This window comes from Pseudomonas sp. TMW22090, assembly GCF_022496665.1.
GTDB lineage: Bacteria > Pseudomonadota > Gammaproteobacteria > Pseudomonadales > Pseudomonadaceae > Aquipseudomonas > Aquipseudomonas gregormendelii.
In genome coordinates, this window is record NZ_SCFH01000008.1 from 291,986 (window position 1) to 307,441 (window position 15,456).

At 55.3% G+C, this 15,456-nt stretch carries 22 protein-coding genes and 3 pseudogenes; 14 read left to right on the top strand and 11 right to left on the bottom strand.

The features are described 5' to 3' along the window. The first annotated feature begins 52 nt into the window (after positions 1-52). The 4 genes from EQV97_RS22665 (at position 53) to EQV97_RS22680 (ending at position 2,179) form a co-directional block, all read left to right on the top strand. Positions 53-298, top strand: a complete 246-nt coding sequence (locus tag EQV97_RS22665) for a hypothetical protein (RefSeq protein ID WP_240890087.1) — start codon at positions 53-55, stop codon at positions 296-298. Beyond that, positions 295-1,020 carry a hypothetical protein gene (locus tag EQV97_RS22670; protein ID WP_240890088.1) on the top strand — a complete coding sequence of 242 codons (726 nt, stop codon included), beginning with the start codon at positions 295-297 and terminating at the stop codon, positions 1,018-1,020. The genes EQV97_RS22665 and EQV97_RS22670 overlap by 4 nt, the downstream gene beginning before the upstream one ends. Positions 1,021-1,287: 267 nt before the next feature. After that, positions 1,288-1,794, top strand: a complete 507-nt coding sequence (locus EQV97_RS22675) for a hypothetical protein (protein ID WP_240890089.1) — start codon at positions 1,288-1,290, stop codon at positions 1,792-1,794. Further along, positions 1,784-2,179 (top strand): hypothetical protein, encoded by a 396-nt coding sequence (locus EQV97_RS22680; protein WP_240890090.1) that lies wholly within the window; start codon positions 1,784-1,786, stop codon positions 2,177-2,179. Before EQV97_RS22675 ends, EQV97_RS22680 begins: the two co-directional genes overlap by 11 nt. A gap of 25 nt (positions 2,180-2,204) precedes the next feature. On the opposite strand, the gene EQV97_RS22685 is transcribed toward EQV97_RS22680, so the two are convergent. Continuing rightward, positions 2,205-2,504, bottom strand: a complete 300-nt coding sequence (locus EQV97_RS22685; RefSeq protein ID WP_240890091.1) for a hypothetical protein — start codon at positions 2,502-2,504, stop codon at positions 2,205-2,207. A gap of 166 nt (positions 2,505-2,670) precedes the next feature. On the opposite strand from EQV97_RS22685, the gene EQV97_RS22690 reads away from it, so the two are divergent. Together EQV97_RS22690 and EQV97_RS22695 are read left to right on the top strand one after the other, a co-directional pair. Beyond that, entirely contained in the window at positions 2,671-3,258 is a 588-nt protein-coding gene (locus EQV97_RS22690; RefSeq protein WP_240890092.1) for a hypothetical protein, read from the top strand. Positions 3,259-3,310: 52 nt separating this feature from the next. Continuing rightward, on the top strand, positions 3,311-3,730 hold the full coding sequence (locus EQV97_RS22695; protein WP_240890093.1) for a hypothetical protein: 420 nt from the start codon (positions 3,311-3,313) through the stop codon (positions 3,728-3,730). Between the two features lie 132 nt (positions 3,731-3,862). Here EQV97_RS22695 and EQV97_RS22700 read toward each other — a convergent pair whose 3' ends face one another. Then, entirely contained in the window at positions 3,863-4,198 is a 336-nt protein-coding gene (locus EQV97_RS22700; RefSeq protein ID WP_240890094.1) for a hypothetical protein, read from the bottom strand. Further along, complete coding sequence (locus tag EQV97_RS22705; RefSeq protein ID WP_240890095.1) at positions 4,161-4,355, bottom strand: hypothetical protein; 195 nt, start codon at positions 4,353-4,355, stop codon at positions 4,161-4,163. The genes EQV97_RS22700 and EQV97_RS22705 overlap by 38 nt, the downstream gene beginning before the upstream one ends. 9 nt (positions 4,356-4,364) lie before the next feature. Between EQV97_RS22705 and EQV97_RS29015 the strand changes: the two genes are divergently transcribed. The 4 genes and pseudogenes from EQV97_RS29015 to EQV97_RS22725 all read left to right on the top strand — a co-directional run. Beyond that, positions 4,365-4,784 (top strand): hypothetical protein, encoded by a 420-nt coding sequence (locus tag EQV97_RS29015; protein ID WP_225570569.1) that lies wholly within the window; start codon positions 4,365-4,367, stop codon positions 4,782-4,784. Then, on the top strand, positions 4,670-5,833 hold the full coding sequence (locus EQV97_RS22715) for a tyrosine-type recombinase/integrase (RefSeq protein WP_240890110.1): 1,164 nt from the start codon (positions 4,670-4,672) through the stop codon (positions 5,831-5,833). The genes EQV97_RS29015 and EQV97_RS22715 overlap by 115 nt, the downstream gene beginning before the upstream one ends. Before the next feature lie 286 nt (positions 5,834-6,119). Further along, a complete protein-coding gene (locus tag EQV97_RS22720) occupies positions 6,120-7,565 on the top strand; it encodes a site-specific integrase (protein WP_138726067.1) in 1,446 nt (481 codons plus the stop codon). A gap of 218 nt (positions 7,566-7,783) precedes the next feature. After that, positions 7,784-8,237 (top strand): annotated as a pseudogene (locus EQV97_RS22725) (transposase); the annotation flags it as partial. A 12-nt stretch (positions 8,238-8,249) separates the two neighbouring features. On the opposite strand, the gene EQV97_RS22730 reads toward EQV97_RS22725, so the two are convergent. Further along, positions 8,250-8,450: a hypothetical protein gene (locus EQV97_RS22730; protein WP_240890111.1), complete on the bottom strand. Its 201-nt coding sequence runs from the start codon at positions 8,448-8,450 to the stop codon at positions 8,250-8,252. Between the two features lie 83 nt (positions 8,451-8,533). After that, positions 8,534-8,716 (bottom strand): transposase, encoded by a 183-nt coding sequence (locus EQV97_RS22735; protein WP_240890096.1) that lies wholly within the window; start codon positions 8,714-8,716, stop codon positions 8,534-8,536. A 226-nt stretch (positions 8,717-8,942) separates the two neighbouring features. On the opposite strand from EQV97_RS22735, the gene EQV97_RS22740 reads away from it, so the two are divergent. Then, positions 8,943-9,107 carry a hypothetical protein gene (locus EQV97_RS22740; protein ID WP_321144355.1) on the top strand — a complete coding sequence of 55 codons (165 nt, stop codon included), beginning with the start codon at positions 8,943-8,945 and terminating at the stop codon, positions 9,105-9,107. Positions 9,108-9,270: 163 nt separating this feature from the next. On the opposite strand, the gene EQV97_RS22745 is transcribed toward EQV97_RS22740, so the two are convergent. From EQV97_RS22745 to EQV97_RS22755, 3 genes are all read right to left on the bottom strand, one after another. After that, complete coding sequence (locus tag EQV97_RS22745) at positions 9,271-10,194, bottom strand: sensor domain-containing diguanylate cyclase (protein WP_198832259.1); 924 nt, start codon at positions 10,192-10,194, stop codon at positions 9,271-9,273. Between the two features lie 533 nt (positions 10,195-10,727). Next, entirely contained in the window at positions 10,728-11,051 is a 324-nt protein-coding gene (locus tag EQV97_RS22750; protein WP_045060712.1) for a transposase, read from the bottom strand. Positions 11,052-11,637: 586 nt separating this feature from the next. Then, complete coding sequence (locus tag EQV97_RS22755) at positions 11,638-11,856, bottom strand: hypothetical protein (RefSeq protein ID WP_045060615.1); 219 nt, start codon at positions 11,854-11,856, stop codon at positions 11,638-11,640. Between the two features lie 120 nt (positions 11,857-11,976). Here EQV97_RS22755 and EQV97_RS22760 point away from each other — a divergent pair. Next, a pseudogene (locus EQV97_RS22760) lies at positions 11,977-12,156 on the top strand (nucleoid-associated protein); the annotation flags it as partial. Positions 12,157-12,671: 515 nt separating this feature from the next. On the opposite strand, the gene EQV97_RS22765 reads toward EQV97_RS22760, so the two are convergent. Continuing rightward, entirely contained in the window at positions 12,672-12,893 is a 222-nt protein-coding gene (locus EQV97_RS22765) for a hypothetical protein (protein WP_045060613.1), read from the bottom strand. 283 nt (positions 12,894-13,176) lie between these two features. Between EQV97_RS22765 and EQV97_RS22770 the strand changes: the two genes are divergently transcribed. Continuing rightward, a complete protein-coding gene (locus EQV97_RS22770) occupies positions 13,177-13,398 on the top strand; it encodes a hypothetical protein (protein ID WP_045060612.1) in 222 nt (73 codons plus the stop codon). A 3-nt stretch (positions 13,399-13,401) separates the two neighbouring features. On the opposite strand, the gene EQV97_RS22775 is transcribed toward EQV97_RS22770, so the two are convergent. After that, positions 13,402-13,644, bottom strand: coding sequence for a hypothetical protein (locus EQV97_RS22775; protein WP_138726077.1), 243 nt, complete (start codon positions 13,642-13,644; stop codon positions 13,402-13,404). 230 nt (positions 13,645-13,874) lie between these two features. Here EQV97_RS22775 and EQV97_RS22780 point away from each other — a divergent pair, with 230 nt between their 5' ends. Then, the gene (locus EQV97_RS22780) at positions 13,875-14,066 is read left to right on the top strand and encodes a hypothetical protein (RefSeq protein WP_045060610.1); all 192 of its coding nucleotides are present in this window, start codon (positions 13,875-13,877) and stop codon (positions 14,064-14,066) included. 145 nt (positions 14,067-14,211) lie between these two features. On the opposite strand, the pseudogene EQV97_RS22785 reads toward EQV97_RS22780, so the two are convergent. Beyond that, positions 14,212-15,176: pseudogene (locus EQV97_RS22785) on the bottom strand (IS5 family transposase). Positions 15,177-15,456 lie beyond the last annotated feature (280 nt).

Genomic DNA, 15,456 nt, shown 5'->3' on the forward strand with positions numbered 1-15,456 from the left:
GTCACACAAATACCCCTTTTCAACGAATCACGCCAGCCGGCGAGGATCCTCTATGAATATTTACCGGCACACGTTCGCCGCTACCTGCCCAAACGATGGGGACTTGATCGTTTATCGACTCGAAATACGCAGCCTCCGCATGATCTGGGTCGAGCACATAAAGGCGGCGACGGCACTCATCAAGGCCGGTATCCAAGAACAGATCGCCGATCAGCTACAGGAAACGCTTGGCGGTCACCTTATCCTCACTGGTACGCACCAAGGCATCGACATCGAATCGATAAGGCTGCCTGAATGATCGCTTATCACGGCACCCCTGTCGGCGGCACCCGCCAGGACGGCGCCCGCTTCCTGGCAGGGCGTCACGCACTGGTGCCGTTCCCGCGCCAGGATGACATCGGCATCGTTGCTGATGTCTGCCAGTCGTTTGTCTTCGACAACGGAGCCTTCTCGATCTGGAATAAAGGCGGAACCCTGGATGTCGACGGCTACACCCGCTGGGTTGAGCAGTGGCACCGGCACCCGGGCTTTGACTGGGCGCTGATCCCGGACGTGATCGATGGTGATGAGGCTGCGAACGACGCGCTTCTTTCAGCCTGGCCAAGGGAGTTGCGTGGAGTTCCTGTCTGGCACCTACACGAATCGCTTGAGCGTCTTCAAAGACTCGCTGCTGAGTGGCAGACCGTCGCAATAGGCAGTTCCGGCCAGTGGTCAAGTCCAGGCACCCGGCCGTGGTGGAAGCGCATCGGCGCGGCGATGGATGTGATCTGTGACGATTACGGCCGGCCAATGTGTCGACTCCACGGGCTGCGCATGCTTGACCCTGCAATTTTCGAGCTACTGCCGCTAGCTTCTGCCGACTCCACGAACGCCGCGGTGAACGGAGGCAGTATCGCCCGCTTCGGTATGTACCCACCTCCGACTGCCGGCCAGCGCGCGAACGTCATTGCCGATCGCATCGAGTCGCACAACAGCTCGCCGATCTGGCAGCGAGAAACGCAGGCCGAAATGGCGCTCTGACCACTCAAAACCAGCCCGTACGGCTGATCAAGTCGGCCAGGCGGATCAGTGCAGAAATCAGGTTCAGCCATTCGATCAGTCGTTTCATAGGAGCTCCTTGGAAACTCAAAGCCACGAAGAACGCTTCGTAGTCTCTAGGTGGCCCAATTAACTCGAAGTCCAGAATCAACCCATTCCACTGCCCGGGCATGACCCGGCATAGGACGCCCCATGCCCACAGAAAACAAACCGGCCGAGCCGTTCCAGCGCGAAGACCGATACATCGTTTTGAAACTCAATCGCCTGGCGAAAGACGAGGTTGAATATCTGCGCGACTGCCAGGCGAAAGCGATGGTTGATTGTGTAGTGGTTGAGCGCGACTGGCCTGAATACCACCTTGTATGGGCGATGCTTGAGCACCGCATGGCCGGTAAGCCGGTGCCAGACTTCAATGCCTGGCGCCGCGCAGATGAACTCCAGCAGCGCCTGAACGCAGCGGATCAGCGGATTGATGAGCTGGCGACCAGTGAGGCTGCGGCGCGGGAAGAGCTCGACACAATGACGGCGGGAGCTAAGGCCTTGCGCGATGAGTGGCGAGCAGATCAAGCGCGCCTGAAAACCGCCGAGCAGCGTAATACGGTCCTGGTCAGGTCCATCGAATCAATCAATGCATCTGCGTCTACAGCGCACGTCAGCCAAAGCCTTTGGAAGCTCAAAACCGTCATGGCAACTATTGCGCGGATTACCAACGACGCCCTCAAAACCACCGAACCGGGAGCAAGCCATGAGCAATAACGACATGATCAGCTTCGCGCGAGAACTCAGTGATGAGCTTGCCGAGCTGATAGCCGAAAAGGCCCGCGTCTGCGGCGGTGGCGCATTCGACATTTGGGAGGCGATTTGTGATCAGTTCGGTACGCAAGCCCAGCACCAGGGCGAGCCGGTGGCGTGGATTAACTCGGCAACAGGTCACGTCACAACAAGCCCGGTGGTTGTCATGGACTGGGATGATGAGAAAGAGCCCGTCCAATCGCTCTACACCTCGCAGCCCGCGCCGGTATCGGTGGTGCTGCCTGAGCGCTTCAACAACGCCCTGCCATTTGATGGGTCGGAGCGCGGCTACGATGTTGGCTGGAATGGCTGCCTTGACGAATTTGCCCGCCTCAACACTCCGCATTAACTCGCTCCCCCTTCAAAGTCTGCCGCTATCTCGAGGAAGCTGAGCGGCAAGTACCCGCACTTCCCGCGGTAGCCAACTGGCGAGCTCGACCGACACCCCAAGCCAAAGCTCTGGTCATTGATTCGCCAGGGCGTGGGTCAACAGCCTCTTCATGCAGCGCCATGCCGCTGTGAGCATAAATGCCAATGAACATTTGAGTCTCGCCGGCACGCGATAGCCTGACTTGCACGTCGATGAAAGTCCCATCATGTAGAGTTTCATCGTGTGTTCTGCTGTGGAGCTCGGGATCTGCCCACGCCCAAAAAACATCGCCTCGAAGCCTCATAGAGCCCTCCTGCCCTTTCCTTGTGAGGGTTAACAAAGATCAAAATTAGACTCATTCGAACCAAGCGCAACCGTGCCGAAGGGGTATCGGACAGTTGGTCGTAACAGCTATACGAATTCAAATTCTCTGTACAACTTTCAGCCGCTATAGCGGCAAGGACGAAGTCATGACTGCACAAAAGCCAATCATCATGTTCGACGCTCCGGAAGCAGCCAGCCTCAAAACGGTAACCGGCTGGGTCTCCGCTGACGGTCGTTTTTTTGGTGGCGACGAAAACCTTGCCCGCTACTGCGGCGCTACTCATCGCCGCTGCGACGTAAACCCTGAGCACCAAATCTATGAGGTCAACAGCTACTGCAAAGAGTGTCACCAGGTACGGCGCCAAGCGAAATTCGCTGCGATGCCGATCAAAGAATGGGCCGGGGAACCGCTGGTTATCTTCGACAGCGACCAATATTTTTTTGATGAGGACAGTCTGCGTGACTATCTAATTGACAGCGATATCGAGCTCGCCGACCTGCAGCTCTGCATCTGCGAACCGAACTATCCAAGTCAAATCGATCCAGCAGACCACTTCTGCGAGGACCTGCCAGAAGACGGTGAGGTCCGCGACGACCAGTTACTTGCGGCATTCGAACTGCTGAACGAGATGATTCGCCAGTCTGAGCCGCTGTCGTGGTCGGAAGGCGAGTTCGCTGCATCGCTTCCACAATCGCTCATTGATGAAGTCATTTCAGCTCGGGAGGCAGCATGATCATCCCCGCCCTCGCCTACATGGTCTGGCTCATCTACTCGGGGCCACGGTGATGAACAGACCAGTAACCGAACAGGATTTCAGAAAGCCAGAATTCAGGGGTGAAAAGCCGGAGGACTACGAATTCCGGGAAGACGGCGCCGTTGTCCGCAAGGATCGCTGGCAAACGGCGATCCATCGGATCCGCTGCACTGTCGGGCCTAAAGGCCGGGAATTTGAGATCGCGGACGTAGTCAAGGCCGTCGAGCTGATCGCAGGCAACTGGCATGACGCCGACCCAGAAGAGGATCCGGGTGTGCCGATGATTGATCTGCGGCTTCCCTGCGGAACGATCCTGGCTCGGTGCGAGCGCCGCTCACTGCCTTTCACCTACCACTGGGAATTTGGCGCTATCGATTTCACCAGAAAAGACTTCGGCGCTGACGTCATCGAGTGGCAAGAGTCACCGCCAGCGCCCGCCGAGCCCATCTAACCACTCTTCCACCTACCAGCCTGCCGGTGAACGGCGGGCGAGGATTTCAATGACAGAAACGCGAGGTTGTAGCAGTGAGTGGTAGCCAGCGCTTACGTATTCGAGCAATTAAGTGCCGGCTACCGATTAATTTTAAGCTGCAGATGTTCGCTGGGTCTGAGGAGTCAATGGAAGACCGGCACTTGGCGCACCTCCTATTACTACATTGCCGGACGCAACTGCACGTGCTCGACCAACACCCCAAGCAAGCGCAGTAGTCATTGTGTCGTTCGGCAGATGGTCGTGTGCTTCTTCAAATATCGCTAATCCACTTTTATCGTAAATTCCGATAAAAAGCTGTGTTCTTCCTCTCCTGGAAACCCTTGCCTGAACATCAATGATGGTGCCGTCACTAAGCACTTCGTCATGCATGCGGCAATGCAGCTCGCAGTCAGCCCAAAGCCAATACTTCGAACCTCTTCGCATCATCTTCGCGGTCTCCTTCTTGTTTGCTTTCGATGAAACCAACGCGGAGAAAAATATTCGCCCCTGCAACCGGGAGTGTCAATGCCAGCAATGCTGCCAATTGTCGGGTGACGCTTTCATAAAACCACCTCCAACCACCTTCTGCCGCCACGCGCGGCATGGAGCACCTATGTCTGCAGAACTGGCGCAGGCGCCCTCTCGGCCCCGGCGCGAAAGCATCCTCCCCCGCTTCATCCGTGCCGGCGCTGCTCCCATCTACCTGGGCATGTGCCGCGCCGAATTCGATAAAACCGTGCGCCCCTATGTCAGCGAGTTTCCCATCGGCGAGCGCGGTGTCGGCTTCGACCGGCAGGAGCTGGATGACTGGGCAACGGCGTACGTCGAGGCCAAAGCAATTGATAAAAAACGCGCCCCGGAGCAACAATTGCCCCGCAGCGAGCGCCTGAAAGGAGATAAATCATGGCGCGAAAATCGATTACCGGCCTCTCCGAGAGGAAAGGCATCTGGCATATCGACAAGAAAATCAACGGAGAACGACTTTACGAAAGCACTGGAACTGGTGACCGGGAAGAAGCGGAACGCTACCTGATCTACCGACTGGAGCAGATCCGGCAGCAGAAGGTGTACGGCGTAAAGAAAGTGCGGATCTGGCGGGAGGCGGCGACTCGCTTCCTGCTGGAGTTCAAGGATCAGCCTTCAATCAAGCTCTCGGCGCACCACCTTTCCCAGCTGGACCCGTTCATAGGCGACATGCCGCTGACCCACATTGATGACCAGGCCCTGGTGCCGTTCATCAAGGACAGGTTGGCGACCAAGAAGCTTGAAGGCGGCAAGGTGAAAAAAGGCGTCAGTAACAGGACGGTGAATATCTCGATCGAGCGTGTGGTTCGAGTTTTGTCGTTGTGTGCCAGGAAGTGGCGAGACGATGAGCGAAGGCCATGGCTGGATAGCGTGCCGATGCTCACGAAGCTTGAAGAGAAGAAGTCGAGCCGCAAGCCGTACCCGATGTCATGGCCGGAGCAGTCGATTCTTTTTGGAGAGTTGCCGGCGCACCTGCAGACGATGGCGCTGTTCAAAGTGAACACCGGCACGCGGGAGCAGGAGGTCTGCAAGTTGCGCTGGGATTGGGAGATTTCGGTACCGGAACTCGGTACCAGCGTCTTTCTGATACCTGCGGACTTCGGCGGGCGTCACGAACGGTCAGGTGTGAAAAACGGTGACGAGCGATTGGTTGTGCTCAACAACGTGGCCAAGTCAATCATCGAGCAGCAGCGGGGCCTGAGCAAGGAATGGGTTTTCCCTTACAACGGCAACGCAATGCACCGGATGAACGACTCAGCCTGGAAGAAGGCGCGGGTGAGAGCGGCGAAACTCTGGCAGGAGGAAAACCTTCGCCCCGCTCACCCAGGTTATGCATCCATAAGGATTCACGACCTCAAACACACATTTGGCCGGCGGTTACGCGCAGCAGGCGTTACCGAGGAAGACCGCAAGGCACTTCTGGGCCACAAGAACGGCAGCATCACCAGTCACTACTCGGGCGCTGAGCTCGGGCATTTGATCGAAGCTGCGAACATGGTATCAGCAACCGATTCGCGTGGACCGGTCCTGACAATCTTGAAGAGGAAGCAGGCGTGAAAAATCGAGAAGTCACGCAAAAGTCACGCACATGAAAAAGCCCAACTCGCGAAAGTTGGGCTAAGTCATTGAAAAATATGGTCGGGACGGAGTGATTCGAACACTCGACCCCTAGCACCCCATGCCATTAACTTATGGATCTCACTGGACGTCCAGAAACACCGACAGACCGCTTAAAGTCAGCTATTTAAAGGTTAAATACTAGAATCTTTGTCTATCAACCTTCATAAACGCCCAGCATTAGCTACCATTTCTGTTTACCCCTTTGTTTACCCCTGAGATCGATATGACCAGATACCCCAAAGCAGGCAAAGGTGGAGAGTGGAAAGTAAAAGAACTGCAAGTCATCCCTGCTGATTGGAAAGGCGACACTATTAGCGACGGGGGCGGGCTATCTGGAGAGATTCGCATCAATGCGGACGGCTCAATCAGCATCCGCTTTAAATACGCATTTCGCTGGAACGGCAAGGTAGCGTGGCATCAATGCGGAACATTCCCTAGCTCCGGGATAGCCAGCATCCGCAGCGAACGCGACTGGGCACGCCAGAGGGTGGCCGAAGGCATCAATCCCAGCGACGAGAAGAAGGCTAACCGGATTAAAGAGCAGGCAACCAACAAGGCCATCATTGCCGAAGCTGAACGCAAGGCCACCGAAAATTTGACAGTAGCCGACCTCTTCGACGAGTGGCTAAAGGATGGTGTAGCCCGTCAGGACGGCAATGCAGAGTTGAGGCGCAGCTTTGGTAAGAACGTGCTGCCCTTCATCGGCAAGAAAGCTCTGCGAGATTTGACCGAGAAGGATTTGCTCGCAGTGCTACGAACATTACGAGCACGCGGCCTGAACCGGGGCGTGGTCATCCTGAACAGTGATATGGGTCAAATGCTGCGCTGGGCGGAAAAGCGAAAGCCCTGGCGCGTCTTAATGATTGACGGAAACCCAGCCGAACTGGTGGAAGTCGAAAAGCTGCTCGACTACGCCTACCAGGAACAGCGTGATCGGGTTCTGTCTGCGGATGAAATCAGGGAGTTGCGCGACATTTTCGAGAGCATGGAGCGCGACTATGCCGTCCTGCCAGCCGGCCAAAAATATTCCGGCGTGCGTCCCTTGGAACGAAAAGCCCAGCTCGCATTGTGGATATGCCTGAGTACCCTCTGCCGCATCGGTGAATTGCTAAAAAGTGAGTGGCAACACGTCGATCTAGAAAATGGAACGTGGCTTCTCCCAGCCGAAAACACCAAAGGACACCGAGGCAAGCGGCAAGACCATCATGTCTTTCTTTCTGCCTTCGCCCTGCGTCAGTTCAAGGAACTGCATACCCTGACAGGCGAGTCCTCGTACCTGTTCCCCGCCACCAACAACATCGGCCATGTTGATCTCAAAAGCATCTCCAAACGTGTGGGCGACCGGCAAGAGAAATTCAAGAATCGTAGTAAGCCACTATCTGGCCGCCGCCATGACAACACGCTGGTGTTGAGCCATGGTACCAAAGGTGGATGGACACCACACGACTTGCGCCGCACGGGCGCGACGATGATGCAGGAACTTGGCGTCACCTTGGAAATTATCGACCGCTGCCAAAATCATCTATTAGGCGGATCCAAAGTACGACGCCATTACCTGCACCATGACTACGCCAACGAAAAGCGTAACGCCTGGCGCTTACTAGGGGAACGCTTGGAAAAGTTGACCAATCCCGATGCCGAGGAAGTGGTGCCGATTAAACACGTTTGACCGAATATTTGGCACAAGTCAGCCTTGAGAAAGCCAATCTAATTCGAATGAAAACTCGGATTGTTCTGGTACTGTGAGCCGCAGAGCCCCATATCGATCAGCAACTTGGAATCAATAGCACTCTTAGTCAGCATCCAATAGCCGATTCTGTTGAAAAAGTAGCTCCCCAGTCTGGGCTGCGGCAAAATCTCTGCATTGGCCGGCGGGGATCGCACAGCATGATGGAACAGTTATCGAGTGGGCACGAGCGACTTTTTTACTCGTTCAACCTTGAAGATCACATCCCAGCCAATCACCTTCTGCGCCGCATTGATCGGTGCCTCGATCTGAGCGACCTGCGCGCCCTTACCTCGCCGATTTTTATAGCCCGATCGGGCGCCCCTCGATTGACCCTGAGCTGATGATCCGCATGCTGATCGTGGGCTAGTGCTACGGTATTTGCTCCGAGCAGCGGCTGTGCGGACCCATTTGAACCTGGCGTATCGCTGGTTCTGCCGGTTAAGCCTTGAAGATGAAGTCCCCAATCATTCGACCTTTTCCAAAAAACGACACGGCCGTTTTCGGGACAGCGATCTCTTTCACTGGCTGTTCAATGAAGTGCTGCGTCACTGCATAGACACAGGCCAGGTCAAAGGCGAAGGCTTTGCCGTTGACGCGGATGCGAGTCGGCAGAGCCGGTGTGGGTTACACATGCGCCAGCACTTTCATCCGAGTAGCGCGGCGGTTGGCGCATAGATAAGCACAGTGCGGCTTCGCCGCAACGAACACCGCGATCACTCTAGCCAATGCAGTCTCGGTACCAGCGCGCATTTCCATCGGCTCCATGGCGAGCCTGATGGAGCTGATGCGGATCATCGCAGCAAGTCTCGAAGAAAGCTCGCGCAAGCAGCAACACTTTCAGTTGGCCAGCTTACTTTGACGGTGCCTCGTGGGTGCAGGATTTCGACGCAGATATTCGGCGATCCAGCTTACGAATTCACTTCGGCCAGTTGCATAGATACCGGAATGAATGCAGGTTGCAGCGCCGTATTTTGCTGCGTGTGTACCCGAATCCATTTTTGGACGAGGTTCGCGTTGAGGCTATGGCTGAGCGCGATGCTGGCAATCGAAGCACCGGGCTGGACACACTCTTGAATGACCTGTGCTTTCAAGGATTTTCAATAGGAACGGCGTGTTTGCTGCATGAAATACCCGCTTAAAAGGCTAGAACTGGTGCCCACTTAAATTTAAGTACACACCATGTCTTGGCTTTGCGGGGCTGGGTAGATGACTTGGCAGGACGGATACAATTGATGCAATTCAGAAATACCTACATCAGCAAAAGTAGGGTGTTTGCTTTTGGCTGCTGCGCTTCCCTAATTAAAAGGAGAAGTGGCCATGCCTGAAGATCAAACCCCTGCCCTGCTCTACCGCCTTAACCAGAACACCATGGCGCTCGGATGCGCCATCGAAGAGATCCGCATCCGGATCGATCAGCGCGGCTCCGCGGATACGTATGACCGAGTCAACGAGCATCTAAGAGGTGCTGGCAGACAAGAGTGATGCCATTGCCGAGTTGATGGCTGACCTCGTAGCCAGGTGAAAACCGCAGGAAAAGATTGACCCGGAAGACTGAAACCAGCCCAATGAGTGCAGCCCGGTCAAGTGCAGGGTTTTCGTGTGAGCCGAAACACTTGAACAACCTTGGCTTGTCTGTAGGCTACTGTTACGCCGACTTTTTTTGACGCTTCTGCTGATACATCGCCTGATCCGCGATTGTGAGAGCTTGAGAAATTCGTATCGTCTTGTTGGTTGCAGCGAGCCCATAGGAAGCCTTGACTCCCTCACTCTCGAGCGCTAGTTTTATCCTCTCGCACAGTGCAAGGCCACCTTCTAGATCGCAGTTAACTCCGATAATTCCGAACTCATCACCCCCTAGCCTTGCCACAACATCTTCCGCCCTTGAGGCTTTCAACAATGCAGTTGCTGCACGTTTTATTAGTGCGTCGCCGGCAGCATGGCCGAGGCAGTCGTTAGTCTCCTTCAGCCCATCTAGGTCAACAACGATGACGACCGAGGATTGGCGATAGCGCTGGTATCGTGCCTCCTCCTTTACAAGAAGCTGATCCCATCCCGCGCGGTTATAAAGCCCCGTAAGCGCATCCGTCATTGCTTGTGCCTGATAGCGCTCAGCTCTTCGTTCTTCCTCGTCGGCTTTCAACTCCATCTGCAAAATCGTGCTAAGCATGCTGCCAACCAACTCGATCAGATCTTGATTATCAGCAAGGCTGTCTGGCTGCGGCTTGGGATCAATGCCACACAAGGTGCCAAACAAGCTGCCATCAGAGAGTAGAAGGGGCACGCCTATGTAGGCACCTATCGGAATTTTCCGACCTATTTCCGACGCAGCATAGGCCGGCACTCGACTTGAATTGGGGGCGATATTGGGACCATTCCCTTCCACCATTTCGCTACAAAAGGAATCGCCCCAATTAAAGACATCACCAGGAGCGACGCCATAGCCTTGATCGTCGCGATGAATAACTGCCCAGTCATTGCCCTCAGTTCTCGTGACCATACACATCTGGAAGCCTAATTTGCGGCGAAGAAACGCCAGCGCTTTTTTAGACGCGCTTTCAAAACCATCCATGATCACTCCCAATAAGGTTAACCAATCACAAACACGATAAAGTGAAGAGCCTCCACTGCCGCTGGTTGGCTGAAGGTTATAGTGCTAAGCACCGTAAGAATACATAAGCCGCGCAGGTTGGGGGTATCGCAGAACATTACATATAGGCGCCAACGCCGAATTGACCTACGTGCCGACGCAAGACTGACCCAACTCCAATCGGCAGAAGTCCAGCACAGGAAATGGTTCGCGAGGAATCAGACTGGGTCAGTGGCATCTCGGTAACTGGATCAATTCGGCATCGGCGCCAACACGGAAGCGTCAGTAGACGCCTCGGACACGCCGATTGTGCGACATATCAAGATCAAGGCCGCTGCAAACCCTCACGCCCCTGCATGGGATGAGAACTTCGAGTCCCGATGGGGCAAAAGAATGCTTATCTCTCCAAAGGGTCGAGCCAAGCTTTATCGGGTGAGGCTACAGCAGGGTGGCCGCTGCTGCGCATGCCTTAAGCCGGCCACCAAAAACACACCATGGCATAGCGTCGATGCGGATCACTGGGCAACCTCACGGATAAAACGGGCGCAACCATCAGGATCTGAGGATGGCCACTTCAAGGTGAGTTTTTGCTGCCCAAAAGGAACCTCGATGCTGACAGACACTTGCTGATCGGGCTGGGTTCGGGACTCTAGTTTCATCGGAACGAAAGCGGGCAACGCCGGCGCCTGACGATCACGATAAGCAGGTATCCATTTACGAACGAGATTGGCGTTGATGCCGTGGCGTAAGGCTACGCTGGCCATCGACACGCCAGGTTGCAGGCATTCCTGGACGACTTGGGCTTTAAAGGGTTTGGGATAAGAGGTTCGTTGGCGCATAGTAATCCTGACGATAAGGGCGATGGTGTCCACGTATTTTTGAACTGACACCATCGCCCTTATAGTTGGGATCGGGTAGGTGACTTCGCCGGACGCTTACACTGGTCGGCCTGCGCATTGAGAAGATCATCAATTCACCTGCCGCCCTGAAGCTGGGGCTGGCCGAACTGATGTAGTGGGTCGGGATCACTGAGCAGGGCGAGGCGCTTACATTGATGATTCATCATGTCCAAGACCTGGGCCCGGCAGGTGTTGTGCGGTTTGTTGGCCCGGGCCACAAAATCGAAGATTGCCAAAACGTGGCGCGCATTTCAGACAGTGCGCCGATTAGGTCTGGTGCCTGGCCTGTAACCTTGGCAGCACTGGATGACTTGGTGAAATGGACTGGCGCAAACGATCAAAGCGCGGCGATGAGGTTGATAATCCCTCCCCTTCACGAAGTCCGGCGTGAGCACGTCCTTTGCTTCCTGCTACCACCACCGAAACAAAAATAGGTAGTACCCGAGACCGTGGCGCGAAAGCTTGAGCTCGCCTAAAACCGCGAAGCCCTGCGCATCTACCGCGATGAATAATCTCGCTTGAGCAATTATGCTCTTGCAGCGGCCAACGCCATCTCATGAGCTTTGCTCATCACTTGAATTGCATTTGATACATGCGGGTGCCCTACGCAGAGGTATGGTGCGTTACCCAACAAGCCCGCTGCCGCATTATCCAGCAGAGTTTTTACATCGAGCCCACTGGCAATGGCCGCCCCAATGATGGCTACCAACGCTTGCTCAAGCGCAACTTCTCGATCAGTAATCATCCGCATTTCCTCCTTCCGGCTCAATACAGGGAGGACAGCAATACTCCACACACACCCAAAATGCCACTACTCACTGTCGCATCCGGTCACGGAGGGCGGCGCCTACCCGAGGTAAGCGCAATGCCTATTCTCCACAGCATCATCCACAAGATCGACAAGAAGCCCGACGGCAGCCCAGCGATCCTGCATTGCAGTGTCAGCGAGCTGGCAGAGAACCAAGCTCGCGACGAACTGGTCAACCAGTTCAATGAAAGCTATAACGCCAAGACCGGCAAGGCTTGGGGCTTCTTCCAAGGGCAAGAATGGTCGGAAGGCAAACGACTACTTCCGAGACTTCATCGACTGCCAAGAAGGTGTGGACGGTCATCGACCATTCCCGCTGACAAGAAGACCCTGAACAAATTCCGGCACTTCACCGGCCGCTCCGAAGGCCTACCGATCAGCTGATGCGTGCCGCCGCCTAACACCTACCGCAACGCTGCGCTCTGGATGGAGGGCGGCGCCTGACTGGGGATAACCTCGACCCCACAATTCGAAAGCCCCAATGGGCTATGGCGGCGTCTTGGTTACGCCGTTGAGCGTGAGCCGCGCGGAGTACGGACGATTCGCCGTCCAGACGGATCGGCGGTGAGCATCGATAGTGAACGAGGCCAGCACACTGGAGAGATTGAAGCTGCGCGGCAGGAGCTGGAGCGCCTGCCTCGGGCCAGAGTGAGTATCAGGCAGCTCAGCTCGATATCTTCGCCTAACCCGCCCTCAGCTACTGCCCCCGAATACCAACTAGAAGACGCGCGAAGGCGTCCGGCAACATTTGTTCAGCCAGCGATGGAGATGTGCGTTCTGGTTCCGTATGGAGGACGCATTGATGTGACCACAGAAACCTCGTACTTCCTCACTGGTTTGCCTAAAGCATTGAGCTCTTCGTAATAGTGCACTTCGGTATCTTTCTCGCTATCCGGTCCCAACCATTCAAAGTCATTGCGGACTAGCTTATGGCCCTCTGGAATTCCAATTATTTTTTTATGCTCGTCAATCATTGAGGCATCCTCGGCCCGATTCCATATCTCGCCTTAACCAATACGCCACTTCAACGAATCACGCCAGCCGGCGAGGCAGGCGCGCACCTGGAGGCACTCAATGTCTACCCCCCATAAAGCGGATTGATCTGTCGTGCCCGCGCATCCGCCGGCGCGTCCTGCGGGCTATCAAATCGGGTTACAGCCTAGCTGGCGAACCGATTATCGGCGCATGGCTGTGCACTCCCGGCACTCTGGTATTCAAGCTTGACGAATGGCGCGATCACCCCAACGACGTGCACGAATGGGTGCCGCTATGACACCTCATGAATTCATCGAGAAGAACATGCACGACGAGCTGGTGAAGCAGGTATTCAAAGAGGGGATTTGCTTCTCCGTGTCCCGCCACGCTGTGGACTATTACCGCCAGCGCAGCATGTTCAAGAAGAACGTTATTGCGGATTTGCTGGCCTGGTCGAATAAGCGGGCGAAGGAGATGTCGCAGGGACTCTCCCTCGCATATTGAAATTCAAGTCGCCCAGTGATCGTCGACGAACTTCTCGGCCGCCTTTATTCCCGAGTGAAGCGCCTCTTCATACGTCGGCCAGCTTCCGAAAATCACATCGTACACAACCAGCTGGCTATCAGTAGGCCTATCGGGCTGCTGGTCAGGAGAGACGAAGATCCTCTGGTAATTCCCCCTCACCGAAAAAGAGATGAGCAAATTTTCTTCTCGATAGGAGTAGACGTAAGAAGGCCAAACTTCACTCATAAATCGCTCCTTGATCCGGCCTTATGCCGGACCATCAACCAATAGCCCACAAACTAACTTCACGCCAGCCCGGGCATGACCCGCCCAAGGACACCCCATGCCCACAGAAAACAAACCGGCCGAGCCTGGCGATCCGCTGGAATGGCAAGGTAGCGTGGCATCAATGCGGGACATTCCCTGACTCTGGGATAGCCAGCATCCGCACAGTACGCGACCGGGCACGCCAGAAGGTGGCCGAGGGCATCAACCCCAGCGACGACAAGACGGCTAATAGAATTAAAGAACAGGCAGCCAACAAGGCCATCATTGCCGAAGCCGAGCGCAAGGCCACCGAGAACCTGACAGTAGCCGATCTATTCAACGAGTGGCTAACGGACGGTGTGGCCCGTCAGGATGGCAATGCAGAACTAAGGAAGGTCTGAAGTAGTCAGCGATTTTTGATGCCCTCGTTGGTAGAGGTTCAAAAAGCGCTGGCTGGTCAGAAATCAGACCTTTCCTGTTCTTAACTCATCGCTTCACCCTTGAGCGACGCCTTTTCAAGGCGCTTTTCCCGCATTACAGCCGCACCTATCCCGCGACCAGCAGTCGTTTTCGCATTATCCACAGGTTCGACAGGGCAAATAGCGTGGCCTGTTGCGCGGTGTTTTTCATCAGGCCGCGAAAGCGCACTTTCGTATAGCCAAACTGACGCTTGATCACTCGGAATGGATGCTCAACCTTCGCCCGCACTTGTGCTTTCGCATATTCGATTTTGCGCCGCAGGCGCCCGATCAAACTCTTTTTCGCGTGTTTTTTATAGCTGCTGGGCCGGGCGGCAATCGACCAGATCATCTTGCGATTCTGATGCTCAGGACGCTTGTCCAAGCCGATGTAACCAGCATCGCCAGACACGTATGATTCCTCGCCATGCAGCAACTGATCGACCTGCGTCACGTCCGCCACATTGGCCGCCGTGCCCACCAGGCTATGCACCAAACCCGACTCGGCATCTACGCCGATATGCGCTTTCATCCCGAAAAAATACATGTTCCCCTTCTTCGTCTGATGCATTTCTGGGTCGCGTTTGCCATCTTTATTCTTGGTCGAACTCGGCGCATGAATGATCGTCGCATCGACCACCGTACCGTGGCGCAACATCAGGCCACGGTCGCCCAGACAACCGTTGATGACCTGCAAAATCCGCCGGCCAATTCATGTTTCTCCAACAAGCGCCTGAAGTTGAGGATCGTGGTTTCATCGGGAATCCGATCCAGATGCAGTCCCGAAAACTGGCGCAGGATAGTGGTCTCGTACAGCGCTTCTTCCATCGCTGGATCGCTGTAGCCGAACCAGTTCTGCATCAGATGAACTCGCAACATCGCCATCAGCGGATACGCCGGACGACCACCTTCGCCTTTCGGATAATACGGCTCGATCAAGGCAATCAGACCCTTCCAGGGCACGACCTGATCCATCTCGATCAGAAAACGCTCGCGGCGGGTCTGCTTACGTTTGCCGGCGTACTCGGCATCGGCGAAGGACATCTGTTTCATCGGGGCTCAACCGTCGTGTTCGGATCAGGCGGCTATTTCACCAAATCTGAAAGTCTTTTTCAGATGGTATGGACGCCTCCCCCCGGCAGCGGGCCGACCGCAGCACCTCTACATCGATAGAGGATCCTCGCTGCCCCGGCATCTAGGTGCCAAAGTGGAGAGTGGAGAGTGGAGAGTGGATAACAAACACCACTTGAGCAGGAGGATCCACCATGAAACATAGCGTAATTGGCATGGACATCGCCAAGAAGGTTTTCCAACTGCACACCGTTGACCCATG

Coding starts and splice junctions, on each gene's coding strand:
- EQV97_RS22665 (WP_240890087.1), top strand. CDS start 53: ATGAATATTTACCGGCACACGTTCGCCGCTACCTGCCCAAACGATGGG.
- EQV97_RS22670 (WP_240890088.1), top strand. CDS start 295: ATGATCGCTTATCACGGCACCCCTGTCGGCGGCACCCGCCAGGACGGC.
- EQV97_RS22680 (WP_240890090.1), top strand. CDS start 1,784: ATGAGCAATAACGACATGATCAGCTTCGCGCGAGAACTCAGTGATGAG.
- EQV97_RS22685 (WP_240890091.1), bottom strand. CDS start 2,504: ATGAGGCTTCGAGGCGATGTTTTTTGGGCGTGGGCAGATCCCGAGCTC.
- EQV97_RS22690 (WP_240890092.1), top strand. CDS start 2,671: ATGACTGCACAAAAGCCAATCATCATGTTCGACGCTCCGGAAGCAGCC.
- EQV97_RS22695 (WP_240890093.1), top strand. CDS start 3,311: ATGAACAGACCAGTAACCGAACAGGATTTCAGAAAGCCAGAATTCAGG.
- EQV97_RS22700 (WP_240890094.1), bottom strand. CDS start 4,198: ATGATGCGAAGAGGTTCGAAGTATTGGCTTTGGGCTGACTGCGAGCTG.
- EQV97_RS22705 (WP_240890095.1), bottom strand. CDS start 4,355: ATGCCGCGCGTGGCGGCAGAAGGTGGTTGGAGGTGGTTTTATGAAAGC.
- EQV97_RS29015 (WP_225570569.1), top strand. CDS start 4,365: ATGTCTGCAGAACTGGCGCAGGCGCCCTCTCGGCCCCGGCGCGAAAGC.
- EQV97_RS22720 (WP_138726067.1), top strand. CDS start 6,120: ATGACCAGATACCCCAAAGCAGGCAAAGGTGGAGAGTGGAAAGTAAAA.
- EQV97_RS22740 (WP_321144355.1), top strand. CDS start 8,943: ATGCCTGAAGATCAAACCCCTGCCCTGCTCTACCGCCTTAACCAGAAC.
- EQV97_RS22745 (WP_198832259.1), bottom strand. CDS start 10,194: ATGGATGGTTTTGAAAGCGCGTCTAAAAAAGCGCTGGCGTTTCTTCGC.
- EQV97_RS22750 (WP_045060712.1), bottom strand. CDS start 11,051: ATGCGCCAACGAACCTCTTATCCCAAACCCTTTAAAGCCCAAGTCGTC.
- EQV97_RS22755 (WP_045060615.1), bottom strand. CDS start 11,856: ATGATTACTGATCGAGAAGTTGCGCTTGAGCAAGCGTTGGTAGCCATC.
- EQV97_RS22765 (WP_045060613.1), bottom strand. CDS start 12,893: ATGATTGACGAGCATAAAAAAATAATTGGAATTCCAGAGGGCCATAAG.
- EQV97_RS22770 (WP_045060612.1), top strand. CDS start 13,177: ATGGGTGCCGCTATGACACCTCATGAATTCATCGAGAAGAACATGCAC.
- EQV97_RS22775 (WP_138726077.1), bottom strand. CDS start 13,644: ATGAGTGAAGTTTGGCCTTCTTACGTCTACTCCTATCGAGAAGAAAAT.